The organism is Limnohabitans sp. Rim11, assembly GCF_001269365.1.
Classification (GTDB): domain Bacteria; phylum Pseudomonadota; class Gammaproteobacteria; order Burkholderiales; family Burkholderiaceae_C; genus Limnohabitans_A.
In genome coordinates, this window is sequence record NZ_CXOM01000001.1 from 459,991 (window position 1) to 483,581 (window position 23,591).

Annotated in this window: 21 protein-coding genes; 18 read left to right on the forward strand and 3 right to left on the reverse strand. The window is 51.3% G+C overall.

Translation table 11 applies throughout. The annotated features are described in order from the left end of the window. Positions 1 to 487: 487 nt before the first annotated feature. Positions 488 to 1,066 carry a SprT-like domain-containing protein gene (locus tag AMM03_RS02245; RefSeq protein ID WP_090128828.1) on the reverse strand — a complete coding sequence of 193 codons (579 nt, stop codon included), beginning with the start codon at positions 1,064 to 1,066 and terminating at the stop codon, positions 488 to 490. Between the two features lie 307 nt (positions 1,067 to 1,373). On the opposite strand from AMM03_RS02245, the gene AMM03_RS02250 reads away from it, so the two are divergent. The 5 genes from AMM03_RS02250 (at position 1,374) to AMM03_RS02270 (ending at position 7,873) form a co-directional block, all read left to right on the forward strand. Next, complete coding sequence (locus AMM03_RS02250; RefSeq protein WP_090128829.1) at positions 1,374 to 3,107, forward strand: tetratricopeptide repeat protein; 1,734 nt, start codon at positions 1,374 to 1,376, stop codon at positions 3,105 to 3,107. Then, complete coding sequence (locus AMM03_RS02255; RefSeq protein ID WP_090128830.1) at positions 3,104 to 4,954, forward strand: DUF3857 domain-containing transglutaminase family protein; 1,851 nt, start codon at positions 3,104 to 3,106, stop codon at positions 4,952 to 4,954. Before AMM03_RS02250 ends, AMM03_RS02255 begins: the two co-directional genes overlap by 4 nt. A 69-nt stretch (positions 4,955 to 5,023) precedes the next feature. Continuing rightward, positions 5,024 to 6,067 carry an alpha/beta hydrolase family protein gene (locus AMM03_RS02260; protein ID WP_090128831.1) on the forward strand — a complete coding sequence of 348 codons (1,044 nt, stop codon included), beginning with the start codon at positions 5,024 to 5,026 and terminating at the stop codon, positions 6,065 to 6,067. A gap of 199 nt (positions 6,068 to 6,266) precedes the next feature. Then, a complete protein-coding gene (locus tag AMM03_RS02265) occupies positions 6,267 to 6,641 on the forward strand; it encodes a cupin domain-containing protein (RefSeq protein WP_090128832.1) in 375 nt (124 codons plus the stop codon). A gap of 8 nt (positions 6,642 to 6,649) precedes the next feature. After that, entirely contained in the window at positions 6,650 to 7,873 is a 1,224-nt protein-coding gene (locus tag AMM03_RS02270) for an MFS transporter (protein ID WP_090128833.1), read from the forward strand. Between the two features lie 222 nt (positions 7,874 to 8,095). On the opposite strand, the gene AMM03_RS02275 is transcribed toward AMM03_RS02270, so the two are convergent. Beyond that, entirely contained in the window at positions 8,096 to 8,863 is a 768-nt protein-coding gene (locus tag AMM03_RS02275; protein ID WP_090128834.1) for a class II aldolase/adducin family protein, read from the reverse strand. 105 nt (positions 8,864 to 8,968) lie between these two features. Further along, on the reverse strand, positions 8,969 to 9,229 hold the full coding sequence (locus AMM03_RS14235) for a hypothetical protein (protein WP_090128835.1): 261 nt from the start codon (positions 9,227 to 9,229) through the stop codon (positions 8,969 to 8,971). A gap of 370 nt (positions 9,230 to 9,599) precedes the next feature. Between AMM03_RS14235 and AMM03_RS02285 the strand changes: the two genes are divergently transcribed. From AMM03_RS02285 to AMM03_RS02345, 13 genes are all read left to right on the forward strand, one after another. After that, positions 9,600 to 11,243 carry a flavin-containing monooxygenase gene (locus AMM03_RS02285; RefSeq protein WP_090128836.1) on the forward strand — a complete coding sequence of 548 codons (1,644 nt, stop codon included), beginning with the start codon at positions 9,600 to 9,602 and terminating at the stop codon, positions 11,241 to 11,243. Next, complete coding sequence (locus tag AMM03_RS02290) at positions 11,218 to 12,021, forward strand: IclR family transcriptional regulator (RefSeq protein ID WP_228764531.1); 804 nt, start codon at positions 11,218 to 11,220, stop codon at positions 12,019 to 12,021. The genes AMM03_RS02285 and AMM03_RS02290 overlap by 26 nt, the downstream gene beginning before the upstream one ends. 108 nt (positions 12,022 to 12,129) lie before the next feature. Then, a complete protein-coding gene (locus AMM03_RS02295; protein WP_090128837.1) occupies positions 12,130 to 12,903 on the forward strand; it encodes an enoyl-CoA hydratase/isomerase family protein in 774 nt (257 codons plus the stop codon). 50 nt (positions 12,904 to 12,953) lie between these two features. Next, complete coding sequence (locus AMM03_RS02300) at positions 12,954 to 13,628, forward strand: TetR/AcrR family transcriptional regulator (protein WP_090128838.1); 675 nt, start codon at positions 12,954 to 12,956, stop codon at positions 13,626 to 13,628. Positions 13,629 to 13,759: 131 nt separating this feature from the next. After that, positions 13,760 to 14,971 (forward strand): acyl-CoA dehydrogenase family protein, encoded by a 1,212-nt coding sequence (locus AMM03_RS02305; protein ID WP_090128839.1) that lies wholly within the window; start codon positions 13,760 to 13,762, stop codon positions 14,969 to 14,971. Positions 14,972 to 14,973: 2 nt separating this feature from the next. Next, a complete protein-coding gene (locus AMM03_RS02310) occupies positions 14,974 to 16,086 on the forward strand; it encodes an acyl-CoA dehydrogenase family protein (protein WP_090128840.1) in 1,113 nt (370 codons plus the stop codon). A gap of 15 nt (positions 16,087 to 16,101) precedes the next feature. Continuing rightward, positions 16,102 to 18,192: an acetate--CoA ligase family protein gene (locus AMM03_RS02315; protein WP_090128841.1), complete on the forward strand. Its 2,091-nt coding sequence runs from the start codon at positions 16,102 to 16,104 to the stop codon at positions 18,190 to 18,192. Between the two features lie 19 nt (positions 18,193 to 18,211). Continuing rightward, positions 18,212 to 18,754, forward strand: coding sequence for a nuclear transport factor 2 family protein (locus AMM03_RS02320; RefSeq protein WP_090129297.1), 543 nt, complete (start codon positions 18,212 to 18,214; stop codon positions 18,752 to 18,754). Then, positions 18,751 to 20,403, forward strand: a complete 1,653-nt coding sequence (locus AMM03_RS02325) for a long-chain fatty acid--CoA ligase (protein WP_090128842.1) — start codon at positions 18,751 to 18,753, stop codon at positions 20,401 to 20,403. The genes AMM03_RS02320 and AMM03_RS02325 overlap by 4 nt, the downstream gene beginning before the upstream one ends. A gap of 19 nt (positions 20,404 to 20,422) precedes the next feature. Then, on the forward strand, positions 20,423 to 21,343 hold the full coding sequence (locus tag AMM03_RS02330; RefSeq protein ID WP_228764532.1) for an SMP-30/gluconolactonase/LRE family protein: 921 nt from the start codon (positions 20,423 to 20,425) through the stop codon (positions 21,341 to 21,343). A 1-nt stretch (position 21,344) separates the two neighbouring features. Next, entirely contained in the window at positions 21,345 to 22,094 is a 750-nt protein-coding gene (locus AMM03_RS02335) for an SDR family NAD(P)-dependent oxidoreductase (protein WP_090128843.1), read from the forward strand. Between the two features lie 24 nt (positions 22,095 to 22,118). Next, positions 22,119 to 22,874 (forward strand): ABC transporter ATP-binding protein, encoded by a 756-nt coding sequence (locus tag AMM03_RS02340; RefSeq protein ID WP_090128844.1) that lies wholly within the window; start codon positions 22,119 to 22,121, stop codon positions 22,872 to 22,874. After that, positions 22,867 to 23,583, forward strand: coding sequence for an ABC transporter ATP-binding protein (locus AMM03_RS02345; protein ID WP_090128845.1), 717 nt, complete (start codon positions 22,867 to 22,869; stop codon positions 23,581 to 23,583). Before AMM03_RS02340 ends, AMM03_RS02345 begins: the two co-directional genes overlap by 8 nt. Positions 23,584 to 23,591: the final 8 nt, after the last annotated feature.

Here is a 23,591-nt window from a genome sequence, read left to right on the forward strand (position 1 = left end):
TGTTAATAGTTTTTGTAATTTGTGTCAGTTTAAGAGCAATTTTTTCTCTTCGGCTGAGTCTTTGGGGCTGTGGTGAATTTCCGTAGTCCAACTTGATGTTCAATGCCTGAAATTCACTGGGTTTAAACGCGGGTTGTTTAAACAAGGGTGGCAGCTGGGTCAGATGCGTGTAAACGCCTGCAAAGGGCAGCCAGAGCGCGGCAGTGATAAGTAAGGGCAAGATCATGTGTAGGTGCTTAAGTTCATTCACAAAACCATACTTTGATCCCCCAGAAGCTCAGCCCTTGAGCCTGCTAGGCTGATCGTTTGTACAGCTCTCTCGCCGGCTACAAATTTAATTGGGGTCAGAGCAACAATAATTCCCAATTAAAGGGGGGTAAGGCCAAGGGGGGCTGAACGATTTCTGGTACCCCAGTATGAGGAAGCCCCCCTTGGCCTTACCCCCCTTTAATTGACAAAATTAATGTTGATCTGACCCCAATTAAATTCACTCCCACTCGCCCAGAGGCTCCATTTCGGTTTTGTGTTGTGGACATAGGGGTGGTCCAAAAGCCAGAAACCTTTTGTACATCGGCACCTCAAAGCCACACTGTTTGCATTTAGCTCGGGGGCGAGGAGAACGTTGAACCAAACGAGTGGAAATGTGCAGACCCCCATGGGGGTAAGGGCCAAGTTGCGCTGAAAGCTCAGTTAGTTTCACCTTGAGCTCAGGCCCCGCACCCGCACTTCGCATCGGCCCCACCATCCCCAAGCTGATAGCAATCTTCTTGAACTCCTTGCCGTGCTTATGTTGGCAGTCGTCAACGGCATGAACCAACTCATGTACCAGCGTATCCAAAACCACAATAGGGTCTAGCAAAGCAGGTGAAATAAAGATCTGATTCTGATCATGCACGCTGCTTCTGCGCGACCAACATTGACCAATGTGATGCTTGCTGCCAGTGCTGGCAAAACCGCATGACACTTGGCAGTTAGGAGGAATGACGTGTTGTTTGGCATTGAACATGGGGCGCAGCAAATCAACAGCTGCAAGTAACCAGGCTTCGCGTGTGGGGTGGTTTGTCATGGCGCTTGAATAGACACTTTGGGAATGTGAATATGCAAGCGCTAGAGCTCAAGATGTGAGCTTGCAGGACTGATCGTTTTTACAGCGGTTGGGGGGAGGTTAATTGGGGTCAGAGCAACATTAATTCCCAATCAATGAGGGCAGAGGCAGAGGGGGGCTGAACGATTTCTGGTACTCCAGTATGAGGAAGCCCCCCTCTGCCTCTGCCCTCATTGATTGACCGAATTAATGTTGATCTGACCCCAATTAACTGGCTCATTTGGCGAGCCTGTGCCAATGCAAAGTGTAGGGATTGACGGAGAAAAAAATGAACGAAACCTACACCTTTGAAGAAATCGACACAGTGGTTTGGAATTGCTTGCAGGGCAGCGAAAACTCGCAAGATTATGTGAGCTATGTCAAAACCATGATGGGCTACAAAGGCCATCAGAAAGAAGCTTTAATGCTGGCTCGAAAGTACTGGGGCACCCCCGACTCTGAGGCTTACTTTCCGAAGGCCCTGGCCACAGTTACAGCCATTGCAGAAAGTGGTAACACCGCCGCCATGGCACACCTGGGCCGATGGTACCGGCATGGCACAGGCGTTGACATCGACCTAACGATTGCAGAAAAGTGGTACCAAAAAGCCGCAGATTTAAAAGACGGAAAAGGCCACAACGGCTTAGGCCGCTTGTGCTTCAAGTCAAACCCCGCTCAAGCAGAGGCGCACTTTTACAAGGCTGTAGAGCTGGGCGAACTCACAGGCTACAGCCACCTGGCCGACCTTGATCGCAAAAACGAATTGGCGCACCGACAAAACGCCCTGCAAACAGGCGAGGCCTTTGAGCATTATTCCTATGGTCAATACCTTATAAAAAACGCCCAAACCGACGAAGAAAAAGACAGCCACTTGCACTGGATAGAAAAGGCCGCCAAGAAAGGCTACGGCTTTGCCGCTTTTCAGATGGCCATGCACCACTACAAAGAAGATTCTGAAGACGACCCCAACAACGAAACCGCCAAAGAATGGTGCCGCATGGCCTGTGACACAGGCGAGTTGATGGCCATGATGTGGTTTGGCAACAGGTTTTTGCACATACCTGCATCGCAAGAAGAAGCCGAGGCCTACCTAATGTCTGCCTGCATCATGGGCGAAAAAACATCGCAGGGCTACTACGGCGGCTGGTTGGTCAACCGCGGCAAGTCATTTGAAGAGCAAGCCCGTGGCATCGCTTGGCTTAGAAGCAGTGTGGCGCAAGGCCATGCATCGGCCATGTACAACCTGGCCGATGCACTGCGCAAAGGCAAAGGCGTAGAAGCGGATGCCACCGCGGCCCACGCGCTGTTAGAGCAAGGCGCGGCACTGGGCAACTCGGAGTGCCAATGCTTCTTGGGCATCGACTACATGTACGGCGATGGCGTGCCCGTCGACAAAGAGCGTGCGCACGACTTGTTTCAAATTGCCTCACTCCAAGGCGACTTGTGGGCCATGTATTTGTTGGGCATTACTTACGAAGCTGGCGACGGAGTAAAGCAAGACCTTGCCAAGGCTTATGAATGCTTCATGACGGCCAGTGTGGCTGAGTTCTCGGGTGCGCAGTTTCGCATTGGCAGGGCGCTGATGCGCGGCCACGGAGTGCCTAAAAACAAACCTGCCGCCGTAAAGTGGTTGTTAAAAGCCGCCAACGCAGACCACACCGACGCCATGATTTTGCTTGGAGCCACCCTCATGTCGGGCGACGGCGTAGCCGTCAACTACCGCTTGGGCGCCAACTGGTTTCAAAAGGCCGCCGACCTTGGCAATGCCGAAGCCATGTACGAACTGGCCACCTTTCACATCGAAGGCGATGGCGTAGAAGCCAACGCCGACAAAGTCAAACACTGGATGTTCAAGGCCGCGGGCTTAGGCCAAGAGCAAGCGGTCAATTGGGTGAACGAAAACTACCCAGACCAACCCGACTGGCTGCAAAACTTGAAGAAAAGTGCGCAAGATTTGCCAAACCCAGATCAAACAAACGCAGATGATGTTACAAAGCCTGAAGACAAGGATGCAACTGAATGAATTTTAAAAATTGGGTTTTGGCCGGTTTGCTGTGCATAGGCACCGCTGCATTGGCGCAATACAAACCTTCGTACACGGTGGTCAAAAGCAACTCCAAATACGAAGTCAACCGCGATGCCTCTTACATCCAATACTTAGAAGAGCAAACCCGTGTGGACACCCCACAAGGTGTGCGCATGTTGGGCGAAAGAAAACTCACCTACAACTCCACGCTAGAAGATGTAGAAATATTAGAGGCCTACACCATTCAGCCCGATGGCACGCGCATTGCGGTACCTTTGGACAAAATTCGCACGCAAGACGAAGTGGAAGATGACGGCGCAATTTACAGCGACAGCAAATCGAAGGTCATCATTTACCCAAAGCTTGAGGTGGGTAGTCAGGTCTATTACCGTGCCAAGTCGGTGCAGCACACGCCCGAGTTTCCAGGGCATTTTTTCATGTGGCATCACTACAGCCCCCACGCGCGTTACGAAAGTGTCACGGTAGAACTAACACACGATGTTGGCATTGAGGTGGGCGTCAGCACCAAGGGCATGCAAGGCGGCAAACTTGATGTGTCGCCCTTGCCCAATACAGTGGCCTACAAATTGACGTTTAGCCAAGACAAGGCGTATCCCGGTGAAGAGTCGCGCCTAGACCTGTCGGACTTTGCGCCCAACTTCTCTGCAAGTACTTTTAAAACGTATGCCGATGTAGGGCAAGCCTATCAAGTTAGGGCCAAAGAAAAAGCCAAGATAACGCCCGCCATACAATCGCTGGCCAACGAGTTAATTCAAAAAGCCAATGCCAAAACCACTTTAGAAAAAGTCAAAGTGTTGCATCACTGGGTGGCTCAAAACATTCGCTACTTGGGCATTTATGTAGGGGCAGGGGGCTTTGTGCCCCACGATGCCCAAAGCATCTTGGACAACCGCTATGGCGACTGCAAAGACCATGTGGTTATTTTGGAAGCCTTGCTGGCAGCGGTGGGCATTGACAGCTCGCCGGCTTTAATCAATTCAGGCATGGCCTTCTTGCTACCCAATCTGCCCACGCCTGGTATTTTTGACCACGTCATTACGTATGTGCCCAGCCTCAATGTGTTTCTAGATTCCACCAGCCGCTTTGCGCCCTTGGGTACTTTGCCAAATGGCGACATCGACAAACCCGTGGTCATTACAGCCACCGGTGCCCTTAGCCGCACCCCCAAGACACACCCCAGCAAAGACCGCACCGAAGCGCGCATTCAAATGAAGCTGACTACTGACGGCAGCATTGAAGGCAAGAGCCAAGCCAAAATGTTGGGCGTGTTTGAAGTGTCTTCTAGAAACTCACAGTTCAACTACCAAAACAAAGACCAGGCCAATGTGGTCAACAATCTGCTGTCGCGCTTTCAAGAAACAGGCTGGGGCGAAATAGAAAAAACCGAGCCCATCAATTTTGACAAAGCCTGGCAAGTCAATGCCGTCTTTGAACTCGACCCAGTCGTTAACGTACCAGGCCCTAGCGCCTTGGCCATTCCCGTGGGCTTGGCACCTGGCCGCATGAAGCATTTGGCTGACGTGGTGTTACCTAAGGAAAGAAGGTACCCAACGTCTTGCGCGTCTACCCAACACGAAGAGTGGATTGAATTGGCTTTTCCCAAAGGCATGAAAGTCACCAGAGTGCCTAAGGGCGTTTCATTTGCAAGCGGCCCTTTGACATACCAATCTACGTATAACCTCAAGGGGCAGATCTTAAAAATCAAGCGAACCTACATGTCTGACAGAAAACAAAGCATCTGCGACGCAGAAGACGACAAATGGTTCGCCGACTTCTTGCAGGTGCTGCGCAGAGATTTGAGGCAGCAAGTCTTCTTTGAGTGATTGTCCATTGCCTCAATTGGCTTTACAAATCAATTGACCCAATTATCATGATGCCAACACTGGCTCTTCATGGAAAGCACACGCGTCTCTATGGCAACTAATTTCAACCAATTCTTAGCTTCAGCTTTGCTGTTGACCTTTGCAACGCTCTGCAACGCACAATCTAAATCCGATTGCCAACCCGCCCCGCCAGGTGTGGCGCAGCTGGTTGAAATACGCCCAGGATTCCATCTTGTGCGAGGCAATTTGGCTGAATTCGATCCGTGCCATCGGTCCGTCCAATTGTCGATGCCAGGTTTCTTTGGTGACAAGCTGGCAGACAAACCACCCCTCATGATCATTGCACATGGCGGCAACGGCCCAGGCAGCGCAGAACAAGAAATGGCGAAGCGCATGAACGCCCGAGGTGTAGCGACCTTGCTTTTTGATGCCTATGAATTGAATGGATTTCAATACCGCGGAACGTCGCTTTTTCTCACTGGCGCCACCAACGAATCACGGCAACGAATGATCTTCAAAGCCACATTGGGGGCCTACAACTGGATACTCAAAAATCCACAGGTCGATACGTCTCGACTTTACATCCATGGCTTGTCCAATGGCGGCAGTGTTGCGCTCAACATGGCGGGCGTCGTCGATCCGGCCCACGTTCGCATGGTCTTCTCTGAGGGCGCACCCTCGGCGGGCATAGGCATGCCAGACAAAATCAAAGTGCCGCTCAAGATGGTGTTTGGCAAGATCGACAACTACGGTGGCAAAACCGAAGACGACTGGATGCACTTGCGCACAGACCCTTGCGTGGTCAATCAAGCCGCTGAAAGCGCAGCACCCGGTACGGCAAATCGCTGCAGTCGGTGGGCCAATCCAAATGCGGAGGGCATATCGCCCTTTCAGTGGGGCGAACAGCTGAGGGCAGAAGGCCAGCCATTGGAGTTTTGGTTCTACGAGGGGGCCGCACATGGCTTGCTTGCAGGGCCCATCAATCGGGGCATGCGCACCTACGGCAGCGGGCCAACAGCTGCGCAGCGATACGGCTGGACAGGCGCCCCCCCAGATGCCGCCAACCGTTTTGTAGCCGATATCATCAAAGCCATTAAAGCCAGCTACCCTTAAAAATAATTGGGGTCAGATCAACATTAATTCCCAATGATTAGGGGCTAAGGCAAAGGGGGCTGAACGATTTCTGGTACCCCAGTATGAGGAAGCCCCCTTTGCCTTAGCCCCTAATCATTGACCAAATTAATGTTGATCTGACCCCAATTATTCGGCGAATCGATAGTTTGTTTATGATGACTGCCTTAGGGAGGTTTCTATGGCTATCCGCACTCCAGGTTTAGAAAGTCAGCACCAAGCATTGGCTGCCTTGTCGTCCCGTTATATCCAAGTGGACGATATCCCTTGGCAAGAAACCAGATTCAAAGGGATCAGCATCAAGGTCCTAATGGAAGACCCAGAAACTGGCCTGCAAACCGTTCTCACCAAAATGGAACCGGGCGCTGTGCTGACGGACCATCAGCATGTTCAACTTGAACAAAGCTGGGTGCTAGAAGGCTCGTTGGTAGATCACGAAGGCGCCTGCACTGCGGGCAACTATGTTTGGCGACCGGCAGGCAGCCGACACTCAGCACACGCTCCCAATGGCGCATTGGTTTTAGGATTCTTCCTTAAGCCAAACCATTTCTTTTGAATGCCTACATGAAAAAAACAGATTTATCGCCCGTCCAAATTTGGAGCATTTTGGGCGGTGCGGCCATCATGCTGAGTTTGGCCATGGGCATGCGGCAAAGTTTTGGTTTGCTGCAGCCCCACATGATTCGCGATGTTGGCATTACGGCTGCCGAATTTTCCTTGGCCGTGGCATTGCAAAACATTGTGTGGGGCGCCACTCAGCCCATTGTTGGCATTTGGGCAGACAAGTATGGCACTCGACCTGTTGCGCTTTTGGGCGTTGTGATTTACATCATCGGCCTCATCTTTTTAAGATTCGCCGACGCCACTTGGATGGTCACCATGGGCGTGGGTTTCTGCGTGGGCATTGCGCTGTCATGCACGGCCTCCAACATTGCCATGAACATTACCGCTCGAACCGTCAGTGCTGCCAAACGCGGTACTGCGATGGGCGCAGTTTCGGCCATCGGGTCTTTGGGCTTGACTCTGGCTTCACCCATGACGCAATCGCTCATTACCAACGTCAACTGGCAAATGGCCGTGGTCGGATTTATTGGCTTAGCCTGTGTCATGTTGCCAGCTGCATTCATTGGCAGCAGAGCAGACAAGATAGAACCTGAAGCCGTGGTGGGCAAACCGCAATCGGCCAAAGAAGCCATTGTTGAAGCGCTTGGCCACAAAGGCTATCGAGTATTGGCCATTGCGTTCTTTGTGTGTGGCTTGCAATTGGTTTTTATCACCACGCACTTGCCAGCCTATTTAGACATTTGCGGCATCGACCCTTCTGTGGGCAGCACCACCTTGGCTTTGATCGGTTTGTTCAACGTCATCGGCTCTTACTTGTTTGGATGGCTTGGCGATCGATACTCCAAACGAATGCTGCTGGGCGGTATCTACATGCTGCGCTCTTTGGCCTTGTTCGCATTCTTTGCATATCCACCAACACCTGTTAGCACCTTGGTCTTTGGCGCCATCATGGGCTCGTTGTGGTTGGGCGTGGTGCCTTTGGTTTCTGGCCTGATTGTTCACTTATTTGGCCTGCGGTTTATGGCGACCTTGGCGGGCATCGCATTCATGAGCCATCAAGTAGGCTCCTTCTTAGGCGCGTGGGGCGGTGGCTATATTTTCAATGCGTTTGGCAATTACGACCTGGCCTGGAAACTGGCCGTTGCCATTGGCCTAGCCGCTGGCCTTTTCCAAATGACCATGAACATCCAACCTTCAGAACGAATTCGCCTTCAATCTGCGTAAGAAAATAATTGGGGTCAGATCAACATTAATTTCTAATCAGTGAGGGCAGAGGCAGAGGGGGGCTCAATAAATGGGGTCAGATCAACATTAATTTACTAGGCGCATAGGCTCCTGTGATTCACAAAAAATTAATGTTGATCTGACCCCAATTATTGTCAGCCCCCCTCTGCCTCTGCCCTCACTGATTGACAAAATTAATGTTGATCTGACCCCAATTATTTTTTAGTCAGCGTAGCCCGGGTTGGTGCGGTCTAGGATGCGCATGTTGGCTTCAAAGTAAAGCCTCTCTCGTTCGCCTCTGGGGTGACGATCGGCGCCAGAAGGTTTCTGAACGCGTTCTATGACTTCTTCGCTCAAGATGTTCAATGCATTGCCGGTACTCATGGCTAAGATTTGTGTTTGACAGGCTTTTTCTAGCTTGTACAAACGGCGATAGGCTTGCGCCACCGTATCGCCAATAGCAACTACACCATGATTTTTCATGAACAACACAGTTTTGTCACCCATCAAAGCTGCCAACCGTTCACCTTCTTCCAAGGACGAAGCCAGTCCCGTGTAGGTATCGTCATAGGCAATGCGCCCATGAAAAAATGCCGCAGTTTGGGTGGCGGGCAGCAGGCGATTGTCTTGCAGCATGTTGAGTGCTGTTGCCCAAGGCTGATGCGTATGCAAAACTACTCTGGCGCCAGTTAAACGGTGCAAAGGCGCATGAATGCTTTGTGCAGACAGCTCCACAACGCCGCGGCCTTCTAGTGTCTGACCAGCTTCATTGAAAATCATCATGTCGCTGGCCCTGGCTTCTGACCAATGCAGACCAAAAGGCAACACAAAATATTGATCGGGCCGACCGGGTACACACGCTGTGAAATGGTTGTCGATGCCTTCATCAAAACCATCTAAGACAGCCATGCGCAAAGCCGCGGCCAAATGAACTTTAACTTGTTGTAAAGCATCTGTTGTGCTAGAAGTGTGTAGTGCGTGAACTGTCATGATGAAATTCGAAGCATTAGATAAAGTAACCTAAAGCATAAACAAAGCCTTTCGATTTTCAATCGGTAGAACCCTGATAACAAAGTAATGTTGATCTGACCCCAATTAAATCTTGGGGATAAAAATGATGGCACCTACGGCGGCGGCGCCTTGGCTGATGATTAAGACGGCTGCTGCGTCTTTGGCGTAGTGCTTGTCTGCCTTGACGCGCGCAACGGCGGTCAGATCGGCCGCTGCATAAAGGTAGGGCGAAGCTTCGGTGGCATAGTGCTTGTCATAAAAGCGGGCTGCCGCAAAGGCAATGGCAGTTTGACCTGATGGGAAGCTGTCGTTGCCAGAGCCGTCTGGCCTTTTTTCATGGACCAAAGACCTGAGCGCTTAGGCTGCGACAAAGGAGGTGCCAAGGGCAAGCCGATGGCCAAACCGTCAGACACATTACCCCAAGATTGGCGGCCACCTGCGTGAGTCAGGCTGGTGAAGGTGACTGCCAGGACAAGGAGGAATGGATTTGAATGGATTCATGATTCAGAAGACCTATTTTTAGTGTGTCTAGATCGTTTAGATCATCGATTCGTTTGAAAACGGCTTTATTTCAAATGCAGAAAAGGCTTCACCAAAACACATGTCAATATTTTACAAAATATACATATGTGATATTGATTTGTACCATCAAATAAAACTTGATAACCTGCCGAACGGTAAGGCATCATGCGCCAACAGACACAGGAGACAAAAAATGAGCTCAGAAAAAACGACACAAAGCAACACTGTTCGCCGCTTGGATGTGGTGGTGGTGGGTGCAGGTTTTGGGGGCATGTATGCCGTCTACAAGTTCAACCAAATGGGCTTGAAGATTCAAGGCTTCGAAGCGGGCAGCAACGTGGGAGGTGTTTGGTTTTGGAACCGCTACCCTGGCGCCCGAGTTGATTTGCCCAGCATCGATTACAGCTTTGGTTTTTCTCATGAAGTCGAGCAAGAGTGGACTTGGTCAGAGCAGTTTGCAGCGCAACCTGAATTGCTGCAGTACATCAACTTTGTTGCAGACCGGCTAGACTTACGGCGTCATATTCAATTCAATACGCGAGTGACCAGCGCCGAATGGAACGAACAACGCCAAGTTTGGGTGGTCAAGACCGACCAAGGCGAAGTGCTTGAAGCCACTTACTGCGTCATGGCCACAGGGCCACTTTCAATTCCCAGAGATCCAGACATTCCGGGCATTGGCAGTTTTAAAGGCGAGTTGTATCGCGCTGCGCGATGGCCTCATCAACCCGTCAGTTATGCCGGCAAGCGAGTGGGCGTCATTGGCACAGGATCAACAGGCATTCAAATTATTCAAGAGGTTGGCCCGCAGTCTGGCGAGTTGTTTGTGTTTCAAAGAACCCCCAGCTTCACCATGCCCATGCGCAATGTGAAGCTTGAGGCGAACTATGTGGCAGAGGTCAAGCGCAACTATGCAGGTCTGCGCGAAATTGCACGTAACAGCCCAGCAGGTGGTAACAGGCCAGCCAGTACTCGCGCGTTTTTCAGTGTGACACCCGAGCAACGTCTTTCTTTGATGGAAGACGCTTGGAAACAAGGTGGCTTGGCCATGTTGGGAACCTTTGCAGATTTGATGGTCAATGAAGAAGCCAACGAGCATGTCGCCAATTTTGTTCGAGGCAAAATTGGTGATGTTGTCAAAGATCCAGTTACCGCAGAAAAACTCAAACCAAAGGGCTATCCCATTTTTGCGCGCAGACCTTGTTTAGACACCAGTTATTACGAAACCTTCAATCTGCCCACTGTCCATTTGGTGGATTGCAACGAAGAAGAAATTTTGGAAATTACACCCAAAGGCATCAGAACAAAAAATCGCGAAATTGAGTTGGACATGCTCATTTTGGCAACCGGTTATGACGGCTTAACCGGCGCCATGTTGGCCGTAGATGTCAAAGGCCGCAATGGCTTGAAGGTGAGTCAAAAGTGGGCTGAGGGTGCAAGCTCTTATTTAGGTCTCATGATGGCGGGCTTTCCCAATTTGTTCATGACCACAGGACCGAATGGCCCCGCAGCCTTGGCCAACATCATTCGCATCAGTGAAAACGACGTCGATTGGATTGCATCTGCCATTGAGCACATGGCAAAAAATAAGCAGACTGCCATGGAGCCAACAAGCCAAGCCGAGGAGGGCTGGATGACAGTGGTTGCCACGCTGTCAAAACGCTCGCTTTTGAACAAGGCAAAAACATGGTACTTGGGCGCCAATGTGAAGGACAAGCCTCAGGGCCTCACGATGTTTGTGGGCGGTTTTCCGAAGTACCGAGAGTATTGCGGTCTGGCCACCCAAGACAATTACAAAGCCAATTTCAAATTTGAAGCTGACGCTGCGCGCGTCTAATTTGAATGTCATCAACATGGGTGTGACATCGGTCAAGTCTGCGGTGCGGGTGCTAGAGGTTTTGGCGCACTTTAGAAATTCGCAGCGCCCGCAAAGCTTGAGAGAAATTTGCCAAGGCCTTGGCTATCCTCAGTCAAGTGCAACCGTGCTTTTGAAGAATCTCACGCAACTGGGTTATTTGAGTTATGACCGGGGTACGCGTTTGTATTTCCCCACCTTGCAAGTCACAGCCCTGGGTGATTGGATCAGCCATGCTTTGTTTGGGCAAGGTGAGGTTTTTGAAATCATGCAAGACCTGCATAGCGCCACCGGCGAGACGGTGTCGATTGCGCTGCAGAACGATGTGTACGTTCAATACATTCGCGTCATTCAATCAGTGCATCCTCTTCGCTTTGTGACGGAGGAGGGCAGTATGCGTCCCTTGACACAATCGGCTACAGGCTGGTTGCTAATGGCGGCTCACCCAGATGCTGAAGTAGAGAGATTGGTTCGAAGGGCCAACATTGCAACCGAATCTCATTCGACAAGGCAGCCGATGGAACTGATGATGCAGCGTGTAGCCGATGCGCGCCAACAGGGGTGGGCAACGGCAGAAAATATTCCGCTCATTGGGGGTGCCACAATTTGCGTCAATTTGCCAATCACAGCGCAGGGGCGTGCAGTGGTTTTGGGGATGGGGGGAACCCATGAGCGAATTGCACCGAAAAAGGCCGAATACCTTGCGCTGATGCAAGGCTTGGCCGCGCAATTGTCAAAACGCGTTTCACGCAAATCTTAAAGTTCGGGCAACACAGGTGACAGCACTTCTTGATGCAGCCTTGACAGGTAACTTGCCGACAGGTAACCTTTTCTACAGATCAGATTTTTAGACCTATTTGGAGACACCATGGAATACAACACACTCAAAGTTGAGATTGCAGATTACGTTGCAGTCGTCACCTTGAACCGTCCGCCTGTCAATGCGCAGAATGCCGAAAACCGCGCTGAAATTACAGAATTGTTTGATCTGTTGTCTGACATGGATGAGGTTCGTGTGATTGTTTTAACAGGATCCGGCAAGGTCTTTTCAGCTGGTGCCGATATTCGCGAACGCCCTAATTTGGCAGGCAAACCTGGTGCTTACGGGCGCCACAACCGTTTGGTACGTGAAAGCTATTACGCGGTGGCAGAGTGCAGCAAACCCATCATTGCAGCCATCAACGGCCCAGCCATGGGCGCTGGATTTGGTTTGGTCATGGCATCAGACATTTGGGTGGCTTCAAAAGACGCTTATGTGTCCATGCCCGAAATTAACGTGGGTCTGGCGGGTGGTTTAACCTTTGTCCGCAAGTACTTCAGCCAGTCTACAGCGCGCCGTATGTTCTTTACCGGCATGAAAGTATCCGGCGATGAGTTGTATCGCTTGGGTTTGGTGGAGGCTTCATTGCCCGCAGATCAGTTGATGCCTTACTGCATGGAGTTAGCACACGAAATTGCAGGTAAGAGCCCAACAGCCTTGCGTTTGGCCAAGGAAGCCGCTCGCATGACCGAAGTCATGCCGGTCAGAGATGCTTACCGTTATGAGCAAGGCAATACGGTTGCCTTGTCTAAAACTGAAGACACGCGTGAGGCTCAATTGGCATTTTTAGAAAAACGCAAACCCAACTTTGTGGGGCGTTGAAACGCTTGGGTGACTTGATATAAGCTAGCGGTTTGGGTTTGGGAGCATTTATGGCAACTAAAGTTACTAAGAAGACCGTCACTAAGTCAGCAGGCAAACCTGTTGCCAAAACTTCCCGTAAGACAGAGCTGCAAACTTCGGCTGCAACGCCCAGAGGCGACGATCGTCAAGCCCAGCTGCTTGGCATTGCGTGTCGTTTGTTTTCAGAACGAGGATTTAACGGCACTTCACTGCGCGATATAGCTGAAGAGGCCAAAGTAACGAAAGCTGCCCTTTACTATCACTTCCCTAACAAAGAATCACTGTTTGCCAAAATTGTGTTGGAGTCACTGGAGGCCCTGGTCAATCAGGTGCGAGAAGCCTGTGACGAAGCGGGCACACCAGAAGCCAAGGTGCGCGCTTTCATGATCACCACCGCCGAAAACTACCAGCACAACCGAGAGGCTTGGATCGCATCGTCCAACGCTTTCAGAACCCATGGCGATTCTCCATCCAAGGCCAAAGCGGTTGCATTGCGCGATCAATACGAAAAGCTTCTTCGCGGCTGTATTCGCGAAGGCATTGACAGCGGTCATTTCCGTGAAGTCGATCCCGCAATGGCTGGCAGGGTGCTGTTGTCTGCGGTCAACTCCATGAGCCGCTGGCACAACCCCAAAGGAAAGCTGGCGCCGCCGATCGTTGTCGATCAATTTGTCGACATCGTTCTGCACGGTATGTTGGCCTAATAAAGGCCTGATTGACGCATTGTTTTGGCATGAGAACTAAGGGTTAGCACGGGGTTGGAAACTTACCGGTCGTAAAGTAAATTAAAGACATTATTTCCCCACCGCGAATCAGTTCGCCAGCTTGCCATCTCATGACCGATTCCAACTTCAATCTCGCTAACAAAGTCGCAATCGATTACGTGAAATTCCGTCATGAATTGACAGAGTTCATGCGTACCCATTGTCCTGAATCGCTCCGCAACAAGGTTTGCAGTAATCAAAAAATTGGCCGTGCCGACTACGCAGAATGGCAGAAAATCTTGCATCAAAAAGGCTGGTCTGCGCCGAACTGGCCCATCTCTGAAGGCGGTACAGGTTGGGATTTGCGCCAACGATATTTGTTTGAAGAAGTCAGTGCTGAACTTGATTGCCCACCGCTGTATCACCACGGGCTGGGACACATTGGTCCGGTCATCATGCACTTTGGCACACCAGAGCAAAAGGCAAGATTTTTACCTCGAATTTTGGATGGCACAGAATGGTGGTGCCAGGGCTACTCCGAACCAGGTGCCGGTTCCGACTTGGCATCCCTTAGAACCTCTGCTGTTTTGGAGGGAGACGAATACGTCATCAATGGTCAAAAAATCTGGACCTCTCATGCGCATGAAGCCGACATGATGTACACCCTTGTTCGCACTTCGACTGAAGGGCGTAAACAAGCCGGCATCACTTTGCTCTTGGTGCCCGTCAATTCGCCCGGCATCGAGATTAAACCCATTCGCACCATCGATCAATGGCATCACGTCAATGAAGTATTTTTAACGAATGTCAGAGTGCCGGCCTTCAATCGGATCAGCGAAGAGGGGGGCGGTTGGGCCTGCGCAAAGTTTTTGTTGGACCGTGAGCGTTTGTCGCCCGCCATGGTGCCCAGATTGCTGCGTCAATTGCAGCAAGTGGAAGAGCTGATTAAATCCAAAATCAAATCGGCGGGTGCAAGCCCCAGTTTGCAGTCGGCTATTTCTAGATTGCTGCATGCCAAGGCTTCGGCCATGGGTGCCAAAGAAATGCTTTTAAGTGCCATCACGGAAGAGATGAGTGGCACGTTGCGTTCGTCTAAGTCTTCGGCTTTAAAACTGCATTGCACAGAACTCTCACAGCAAATTTCAAGTTTGGCTTACGACTTGGTGGCGCCGCAATATGCACAGCGTTTGATACCGCAAATTCCAGCAAGCGATGGTTCGGATGATTTGGACTTAGAGCGTCAGTTGCTGCATACCTATTTGTTTTATCGTTCTCGCACCATCGCTGGGGGTACCAGCGAAGTGCAAAAGAATGTCATTGCCCGAGATATTTTTGGAGTCTAAGTATGTCGTTTCGTTCAACACCGCTGTTTGCGGGAGACCTCTACGACACAGCGCTGCGATTGGCGCAAGAAGATGTGTTGAAACCAAGCGCGGCCCAAGAAGGCGCGCCGTCCAACAACTGGCAGCAAATGTTGGCCTTAGGTTGGCAAGGTGTTCTTGTTGCTGAAGACGATGGCGGTGTGGGTGCCAGCATTCAAGATTTGTCGGCCATTGTTGAAGCAATTGCTAGACATGGCAATGACGCACCCTTGGTAGACCGCTGTGCTGTGGCGCCAGTCTTGTTGTCGGCTGCCAAATCACATCCTCAAGCCGCCCAATTGCTGAGCGAACTCATGACAGGTGAAGTGTCTGTTTGTACCGCATTGGATGCAGGTGATAAAGGTCCTGGCCAATTGACAGCGCCTTGGCTGAGCGCTCAACAAAGCTTGCAAGGCGAGCTGTTCGGCATTGATTTGTCAGAGCCGGCCACGCACGTGTTGTTCAGGGCGCGCGATGTGGCATCGCAAGAATCTGTTTTGGTCTTGCTCAAATGGGACCAATTATCTGGTCGTGTCAAAAAATACACCGGCACCGATGGACGCCAGTATGCTGATGTAACTTTGACGGGCCTCAGCTTGTCGCCATCCAATACCTTGTTGACGGGCGTTGCTGCAACCAAAGCTGTTTCAGAGGCCCGTCAAATGGGTGCCTTGATGTCTTGTGTTCAAACAGTGGGTGCTGCTGCGGCCATGATTGAACTCAGCATTGAATACCTCAACACCCGCCAGCAGTTTGGTGTGGCTTTGTCTAGCTTTCAGGCATTGCGTCACCGCACCGTAGAAATGTACGTGGCCTACGAAAACGCCCGCGGTCTGGTGCTCAATCAAATTGAGCACATTGATGCGCATGGCTTCTCGGACGACCCTTACAAAATGACGCTCATTAAATTGTATTTGGCCGGTTTGTCCAGGTTGGTTGCTGAATCTTCCATTCAACTGCATGGCGGCATGGGCATGAGTTGGGAAACCTTGGTGGCACGCTTGGCCATGCAAGCCATGAGCGGTAGCTTGCAGCACGGGGGACCGTCAGAATGCCTTGATTGGTTGACGGCTCAAACTTTGACTGAATCCATCTAAACCTATCTAGCCATCATGCACAGTCTTCAGCCTGTTTTTGTTCCCCAATCTGTCGCTGTTGTGGGCGCTTCGTCGGACCCCGATCGGATTGGCGGTCGTTTGTTGCGTTTTTTGTTAGAAGCTCAATTCGAAGGAACCATTTATCCCATTAACAAAAGTGGTGCATTAGAAATTCAAGGTCTGCCGGCCTATGCCAGCGTGCTAGACATCCCTGGTAATGTGGATCAAGCGGTCATTGTGGTTCCTGCGCCTGGGGTCGAGACGGCTGTGCGTGAGTCTATTGCGAAGGGTGTTAAATGTGTTGTTGTGCTCACTTCTGGTTTTGCCGAATTAGGGGATGCAGGGCGCCTTGCCCAAAACAAATTGCTTCAAATGTGCCAACAGGCGGGGGTTCGAATGTTAGGCCCCAATTCCTTGGGTTTGCTGAACGTCGACACCCGATACTTTGCAACTTTCTCAACAGTGCTCTATGGCCTACAACCCCGCAGTGGCAACATCTCGTTGGCCACCCAAAGCGGTGCCTTTGGCTCTTGTGCTTATGGCATGGCCACACTGCGCGGTTTGGGCCTAAGCAAAATCATTGCAACCGGCAACGAAGCCGACATCGATGTTGCCGAATGCATCGATTATTTGGCTGAAGATCCACAAACCAAAGTCATCTGTGCTGCACTTGAATCATGCCGCGATGGGCAGCGCTTGCGAGCTGCCTTGTTAAAGGCTGCAGCAGCTGGTAAACCCGTCTTGGTCATGAAAGTGGGGCGCACTGAATTGGGTGCGGCTGCCGCCAGTACGCATACGGGTTCCTTGGCAGGCAATGATGCGGTGTTTGATGCCGTCTTTCTAGAGTGCGGTGCCTATCGGCCGCATTCCATTGAGGAAATGTTAGACATTGCTTACTACTGCACTGTGACTGGCCGTTTGCCGTCCAATAATGCGCTTGGCATCATTACTGGTTCAGGCGGTATTGGTGTGCTCATGGCTGATCATGCGGGCGACCTTAACCTGACCATGCCTGCATTGCCACCTGAGGGTGTGGCAGCTGCACAAGCGTTGTTGCCTTTTGCTGTAGCAGCCAATCCGCTAGACATGACAGCGCAGGTCACTTCTTTGCCTAATGGTGTAGCGCGCACCCTTGAAATTATGTTGGCGCATGGCGACTATGGCACCGTGTTTGCCTACCTGGCCCATGCGGGACTGGCGCCAGAACGCTTTGCCAGCACCATTGATCGACTGGCAGAATTGCGACTGCAATATCCGCACAAAGATGTGGTGATGGTGATGTTGTCTGCAACCCAGTCAACAGAAAAACTCGAGGCCATTGGTATTCCTGTTTTTGCCGATCCAACGCGTGCCATGATGGCCATGGGTGCAGCCGCGAAAATGGCAGCGCAGCGCAAACACTTGTACGCTATGCCTGCCAAAAAACCAGCAGCTTCAAGACTGACCGATGTGAGTACCGAACAAGGTGCAAAGCATGTTCTTAAACTGGCGGGGCTGCCTGTTCTTTCCGAGCAAGTGTGCAGCACGGCTAACGCGGCTGCAAAGTTTGCCAGTGAAATTGGTTTCCCTGTTGTTGCCAAAATTGCATCGCCCGATATTCTGCACAAAACAGAAATAGGGGGCGTGCTTTTAAATCTTCAAGATGCCAAGGCTGTTGAATCGGCATTTGAAACTTTACTGGCCCGTGCGCATCAGCACATGCCCAATGCCCAAATAGACGGCGTGTTAATCACCCCCATGGTTAAAGGTGGGGTGGAGACCATCTTGGGGGTTCAAGTCGATCCTACATTTGGCCCCATGATTTTGTATGGTGCTGGCGGAACGGCAGTTGAATTGTTCAAGGATGTGGCGCTTGCTTCTGCACCCCTTACCCCAGACAGCGCCAAAGCCTTGATTGACAAAGTGAAGTCCAGTGCTTTGTTGCGGGGGTGGCGTGGGGCCCATGCGGCCGATGAAAACGCGGTTGTTAACGCCCTGTGCAAGTTGTCTGAATTTGCCATGACTCATGCCGATCAACTCCAAAGCGTGGACATTAACCCCCTGTTGGTTCAGCAGCAGGGCGCGGTTTGCTTAGATGCCGTCATTACCCTGCAATCTGGCCATTGAAATGAAAGAGGTGTTGAACATGACAAGCTACACACTTGAGACCTTGCTTGACCGAGAAGCCATTCGCGATTGTTTGTTCCTTTACTGTCGCGGCATTGATCGCTTAGACGAAAAAGCACTGCGCGCCGCTTATTGGCCAGACGCTACCGACAACCATGGCGCTTACAAGGGCACGGCTTCGGGCTTTATAGACATGGCGTTGGTCAAGCTGCAGCAAGCCGGGCGCATGGTGCATCAAATTAGCAACATCCTAATTGAGTTGCATGGCAATGTGGCAGCGGTGGAATCTTATTTTGCTGCCTACCAAGAAGAAAAAGACGCCAATGGACAAGCCTTTGAAACCATGCTTTGCGGCCGATACGTTGACCGCTTTGAAAAACGCAATGGCGAATGGCGAGTCGCGGCCCGAACGGTGGTGTATGACTGGCAGCGCAAAACAGATTTGCCTAATGAATTAACGCCAGATAGTTTTGGGTTGCGCCAACCGACAGGCGGACGACAACCCAACGATCCCATTTATGCATTGCTTGCCAGTGTGCAAGCTCAAAAGGAGTTGCCATGAGCCTCTTGGGTTTAATGCAAAAAAGGTCCTTGCTCATTTCGGGTTTACTGACCCATGCGGCCACTTACCATGGTGATGTCGAAATTGTGTCGCATCTTTATGGCGGTGAAGAGCGTCGAAGCAATTGGCGAACGGTTGCCAAGCGCGCTTCACAATTGGCACATGCTTTACCCAGCTTGGATGTGGGTGAGGGCGACCGCGTGGCCACACTGGCTTGGAATACTGACCGGCACTTGGAACTCTACTATGCTGTTGCAGGCGTGGGCTCTGTTTTGCACACAGTCAATCCGCGCTTGTTTCCCGAGCAAATCGCTTATATCCTGAATCACGCAGCCGATGGCGTGGTGTTTTTTGATTTGGATTTTGGCGATTTGCTGGTCAAGTTGGCGCCCCAACTGACAAGCGTTAAAAAGTATGTGGCACTTTGCCGGCCAGATCAAATGCCCGCACTTGATTTGCCCAATTTGCATTGCTACGAGTCGCTCCTAGCGCCTCAGCCAGATCAATACGAATGGCCGGCATTGGACGAAGAGACAGCGTCTTCCATGTGCTACACATCAGGCACCACGGGAAATCCAAAAGGGGTTCTGTACAGCCATCGCTCAACCTTGTTGCATTCCTTTGGCATTTGCGCCACAGATGGCTTGGCCCTGTGCGCGCGCGACTCAGTTTTGTTGTCAGTCCCCATGTTTCATGTAAACGCTTGGGGCATACCTTATGCCTCGGCCATGTGCGGTGCCAAGTTGGTATTGCCAGGTTCTGGCCTAACCGGTGACCGCCTGTATGCGCACATGGTGAAGGAGGGCTGTACCTTCTCATTGGGCGTGCCGACTGTATGGCTAGGCCTGTTTCAGTACATTGAACAAAATGCCAAACAACTAGACCTTCAAAGCTTGAAGCTAAAGCGCGTGGTCGTGGGCGGGTCTGCTGCACCAAGAGCCATGATTGAAAAGTTTGAAAACTTATTGGGGGTCTTTGTCATTCAAGCTTGGGGCATGACGGAAACCAGCCCAGTGGCAACAGTGGCCAACTTGTTGCCCAAGCACCAGGGCATTGACTTGCAAACACGTTTTGATGTTCAAGCACGACAGGGTCGCGCCATCTTTGGTGTTGAAGTGGCTGTCTTTGGTGCTGAGGGCCAGCGTTTGCCGCACGACGGTCAATCGGTGGGAGAGATTCGCGTGAGAGGGCCCTGGGTTTTGTCCGGCTACTTTGGCAATGAAGCAGGTTCTGCATTGGATGCCCAAGGTTGGTTCAGTACAGGCGATGTGGCTTACATCGACCCCGATGGTTTTGTGCAAATTACCGATCGCTCCAAAGATGTGATCAAGTCGGGGGGCGAGTGGATTTCATCCATCGATCTCGAGAATGCCGCAGTGGGTCACCCCAGTGTGCAAGAGGCTGCTGTCATTGGTGTGGCCCACAGCAAATGGCAAGAACGCCCCTTGCTGATCGTCATTAAAAAGCCAAATCAAGATGTGACGCCCGAAGAGTTGTTGGCCTACCTTAGCGAGCGCGTAGCGCGGTGGTGGTTGCCAGACGATGTGGTGTTTGTCGATGAATTGCCACACACAGCGACAGGCAAGCTTCTCAAAACCAAATTGCGTGAACGATTCAAAGACTTTAAGTTGTCGACTGACAAGGCTTAAAGCAAAGGTGTACTGATTCATGCCATTGACCATTGACATTGTGTTGAACCAAAGAGATGACTTAGGTGAGTCACCTCTGTGGGACAGTCGCGATCAATGCCTTTATTGGATTGATTCACGCAGGCGTTTGGTTCAACGCCTTCACACACAGTCTGGCGATTATCAAAGTTGGCAGACACCCCAAGACATTGGCTCAATTGCGCTATGCCAAAGTGGTCGAATTCTGGTTGCGCTGCAAAATGAATTGCAGTTTTTGGACACCACCACGGGCACTTTGACCCCTTTCATTGACATCCAGCATCCTGCCGAGCGCATGCGCTTAAACGATGGCAGAACCGACAAAGCAGGCCGCTTGTGCCTAGGGTCTTTGGTCTTGGGACGGCATGAACAACATGGGGTGTTGTATCAAATTGAGGCCAGTGGTCAGGTGACAGAAATTGACCGCGGTTTCTGTGTCTCCAACACCACGTGTTTCAGTCCAGATGGCAAATGGCTCTATTTTGCCGACAGCTTGGCTCGGCAAATTTGGCGCTATGCCTATCACCCTGAAACAGGCCAGACCGGTCCTCGCGAAGTCTTCGTTGATACAGCCCCTTGGGGTTCTGGTCCTGATGGTGCCACCGTTGATGCCGAAGGCCGCTTGTGGGTGGCCTTGGTCTTAACGGGTCAAGTCGCTTGTTTTTCAGCAGAGGGTGCCTTGTTGCAATTGATCAAGGTGCCGGTGCCTTATCCCACCTGCCCGAGTTTTGGTGGTGAAGACTTAAGCACCTTGTATGTCACCAGCATTCGCAATAGCGGCAATTTGTTGGTCAGTGATGACCCGCAAAGCGGAGCGCTGATTGCGATCAAGGGTTTGGGAGTACGTGGCCTGCCCGAAGTATTGTTTGCAGATGGGCTTTTGCATAAGAGAGCTCCCGAGACTACGAATAAAGGAAGTTGAAATGAAACGCTTTGAAGGACAAGTGGCCTTGGTCACAGGGGGTGCAAGAGGCATCGGACGCGGTGTGGTGAATCAATTGGCGCGCGAGGGCGCCGTGGTGGGCATCATCGATTTGAAACTCGATTTGGCGCAAGCCGCTGCTGCCGAAGTGATTGCGGCCGGAGGACAAGCCGTGGCTTATGGTGGCGATGTGGCACAGCGTGCAACTTTGTTTGATGCAGCGACCGATTTGAAACAACGCCACGGCAAATTGGATGTGTTGGTCAACAACGCCATGTGGGTGCGCTATGGCGCGATTGAAGACATCACCCCAGAGATGTTGCAACGCATGGTAGGCACCGGACTGTATTCGGTGGTTTGGGGCATGCAGGTGGCGGCCGAGTTCATGACCCGTGGTGGCAGTGTGATCAATGTGGCATCGGCAGCAGCCTTCCTGGGCATTCCTCAAGCTATGGTTTATTGTGGCGTTAAATCGGGTGTACTCGGTCTGACTCGTTCTGCCGCTGTCGACTTTGGCCCCAAGGGTATTAGAGTCAATGCTGTGGCACCTGGCTCGGTGCCCACAGAAGGTGTCGGCGTCAATGTGGATGCTGCCATGGTTGAGAAACGAATTGCCAAAACACCCATGCGGCGCTTGGGAACTGTTGAAGACATCGCTGCGGCGGTTTGCTATTTGGCGTCTGCAGAAAGTGCTTGGGTGACTGGCGAGTGCATCAAAGTTGATGGTGGCGTGACGCACGCCTTTTTGTGAATATTTAAAAAGAGGGTCTGAAGAATGAGTGAAGACTTCATCTTGGAAGCGAAGGGCTTGACCAAACAGTTCAGGGGCTTCTATGCAGTGAAAGGCGTCAATTTGCACGTTCGCCGTCACAGCATTCATGCCCTGATTGGCCCCAATGGCGCTGGAAAAACCACTTGCTTTAATTTGCTCACCACATTTTTAAAACCAACTGGAGGCACCATTCTTTTCAATGGGCGTCAGATTGAAAAGAAAGACCCTGCCGCGGTGGCTAACATGGGCTTGGTGAGATCGTTCCAAATTTCTGCTGTGTTTTCGCAACTGACTGTTTTAGAAAACGTTCGCGTCGCCTTGCAGCGAAAAACTGAGTGGCACTACACATTTTGGCGCAGTCACAAAGTTTTAGAGAACTTGAATGAACGCGCATTAGAGTTGATCGCCATGGTGGGTTTGGACAAATGGGCGAATGTCAATGCGGGGGACCTTTCCTATGGTCGTAAGCGTGTTCTGGAATTGATCACCACCATCGCATTGGAGCCCGAACTTATTTTGCTAGATGAACCCATGGCTGGCTTAGGCCATGAAGACATCGGGCCTGTCATGCAATTGATCAGACAAGTGGCCAAGGGCAGGACGGTTTTAATGGTTGAACACAATATGAAAGTCATTTCAGAGTTGTGCGATCGTGTGACTGTTTTGCAATCGGGCGAGGTCTTGGCGGAAGGTACTTACGACGAAGTGTCCCGCAATCCCTTGGTGATGGACGCATACATGGGGGGCGGTCATGCCTGAAGCCACATCCAAAGTTGTCATTGATGTAGAAGCCTTGACAGGCTACTACGGCGAAACACAGGCACTTCACAACATCAAGCTCCAAGTCAAGGAAGGTGAAATTGTTTGCTTGCTAGGTCGAAATGGCGCAGGAAAAACCACAACACTGCGTGCGGTGATGGGTTTGTTGTCGCGTGCCGAAGGGAAAATTGAAATACAGGGCCAATCGGTTGTGGGCATGCCACCCGAAAAAATTGCTCACTTAGGAGTGGCCTATTGTCCTGAAGAGCGTGGCATTTTTGCAAGCTTGAGTACGGAAGAAAATTTAATGTTGCCGCCCATTCTTAAACCAGGCGGTTTGTCGGTGGAGGAAATTTACGAACTGTTTCCCAACCTATTGGCCAGGCGTCACAGTCAAGGCACCAAATTGTCGGGTGGTGAGCAGCAAATGTTGGCCATCGCTCGTATTCTGCGAACAGGTGCTAAGTTGTTATTGTTGGATGAGTGCACCGAAGGTTTAGCGCCGGTCATTGTGGAGCGCATTGGGCAGGTCATTAGCTTGTTGAAAAGTCGTGGTTTCACAGTGCTAATGGTGGAGCAAAACTTTCGCTTTGCGTCTCGCTATGCCGATCGTTTTTATGTGATTGAAGAGGGGCAAGTGATTGAAGCCTTCCGCCAAGAAGACATTGCTAGCAATCGTGAACGCATTGAGCGATTGCTTGGCTTATGAACTTGCAA

What these genes read in the sequence shown, in the direction of transcription:
- AMM03_RS02245 (WP_090128828.1), bottom strand. Translation starts at nt 1,066, where the DNA reads ATGACAAACCACCCCACACGCGAAGCCTGGTTACTTGCAGCTGTTGAT.
- AMM03_RS02250 (WP_090128829.1), top strand. Translation starts at nt 1,374, where the DNA reads ATGAACGAAACCTACACCTTTGAAGAAATCGACACAGTGGTTTGGAAT.
- AMM03_RS02255 (WP_090128830.1), top strand. Translation starts at nt 3,104, where the DNA reads ATGAATTTTAAAAATTGGGTTTTGGCCGGTTTGCTGTGCATAGGCACC.
- AMM03_RS02260 (WP_090128831.1), top strand. Translation starts at nt 5,024, where the DNA reads ATGGAAAGCACACGCGTCTCTATGGCAACTAATTTCAACCAATTCTTA.
- AMM03_RS02265 (WP_090128832.1), top strand. Translation starts at nt 6,267, where the DNA reads ATGGCTATCCGCACTCCAGGTTTAGAAAGTCAGCACCAAGCATTGGCT.
- AMM03_RS02270 (WP_090128833.1), top strand. Translation starts at nt 6,650, where the DNA reads ATGAAAAAAACAGATTTATCGCCCGTCCAAATTTGGAGCATTTTGGGC.
- AMM03_RS02275 (WP_090128834.1), bottom strand. Translation starts at nt 8,863, where the DNA reads ATGACAGTTCACGCACTACACACTTCTAGCACAACAGATGCTTTACAA.
- AMM03_RS02285 (WP_090128836.1), top strand. Translation starts at nt 9,600, where the DNA reads ATGAGCTCAGAAAAAACGACACAAAGCAACACTGTTCGCCGCTTGGAT.
- AMM03_RS02295 (WP_090128837.1), top strand. Translation starts at nt 12,130, where the DNA reads ATGGAATACAACACACTCAAAGTTGAGATTGCAGATTACGTTGCAGTC.
- AMM03_RS02300 (WP_090128838.1), top strand. Translation starts at nt 12,954, where the DNA reads ATGGCAACTAAAGTTACTAAGAAGACCGTCACTAAGTCAGCAGGCAAA.
- AMM03_RS02305 (WP_090128839.1), top strand. Translation starts at nt 13,760, where the DNA reads ATGACCGATTCCAACTTCAATCTCGCTAACAAAGTCGCAATCGATTAC.
- AMM03_RS02310 (WP_090128840.1), top strand. Translation starts at nt 14,974, where the DNA reads ATGTCGTTTCGTTCAACACCGCTGTTTGCGGGAGACCTCTACGACACA.
- AMM03_RS02315 (WP_090128841.1), top strand. Translation starts at nt 16,102, where the DNA reads ATGCACAGTCTTCAGCCTGTTTTTGTTCCCCAATCTGTCGCTGTTGTG.
- AMM03_RS02320 (WP_090129297.1), top strand. Translation starts at nt 18,212, where the DNA reads ATGACAAGCTACACACTTGAGACCTTGCTTGACCGAGAAGCCATTCGC.
- AMM03_RS02325 (WP_090128842.1), top strand. Translation starts at nt 18,751, where the DNA reads ATGAGCCTCTTGGGTTTAATGCAAAAAAGGTCCTTGCTCATTTCGGGT.
- AMM03_RS02330 (WP_228764532.1), top strand. Translation starts at nt 20,423, where the DNA reads ATGCCATTGACCATTGACATTGTGTTGAACCAAAGAGATGACTTAGGT.
- AMM03_RS02335 (WP_090128843.1), top strand. Translation starts at nt 21,345, where the DNA reads ATGAAACGCTTTGAAGGACAAGTGGCCTTGGTCACAGGGGGTGCAAGA.
- AMM03_RS02340 (WP_090128844.1), top strand. Translation starts at nt 22,119, where the DNA reads ATGAGTGAAGACTTCATCTTGGAAGCGAAGGGCTTGACCAAACAGTTC.
- AMM03_RS02345 (WP_090128845.1), top strand. Translation starts at nt 22,867, where the DNA reads ATGCCTGAAGCCACATCCAAAGTTGTCATTGATGTAGAAGCCTTGACA.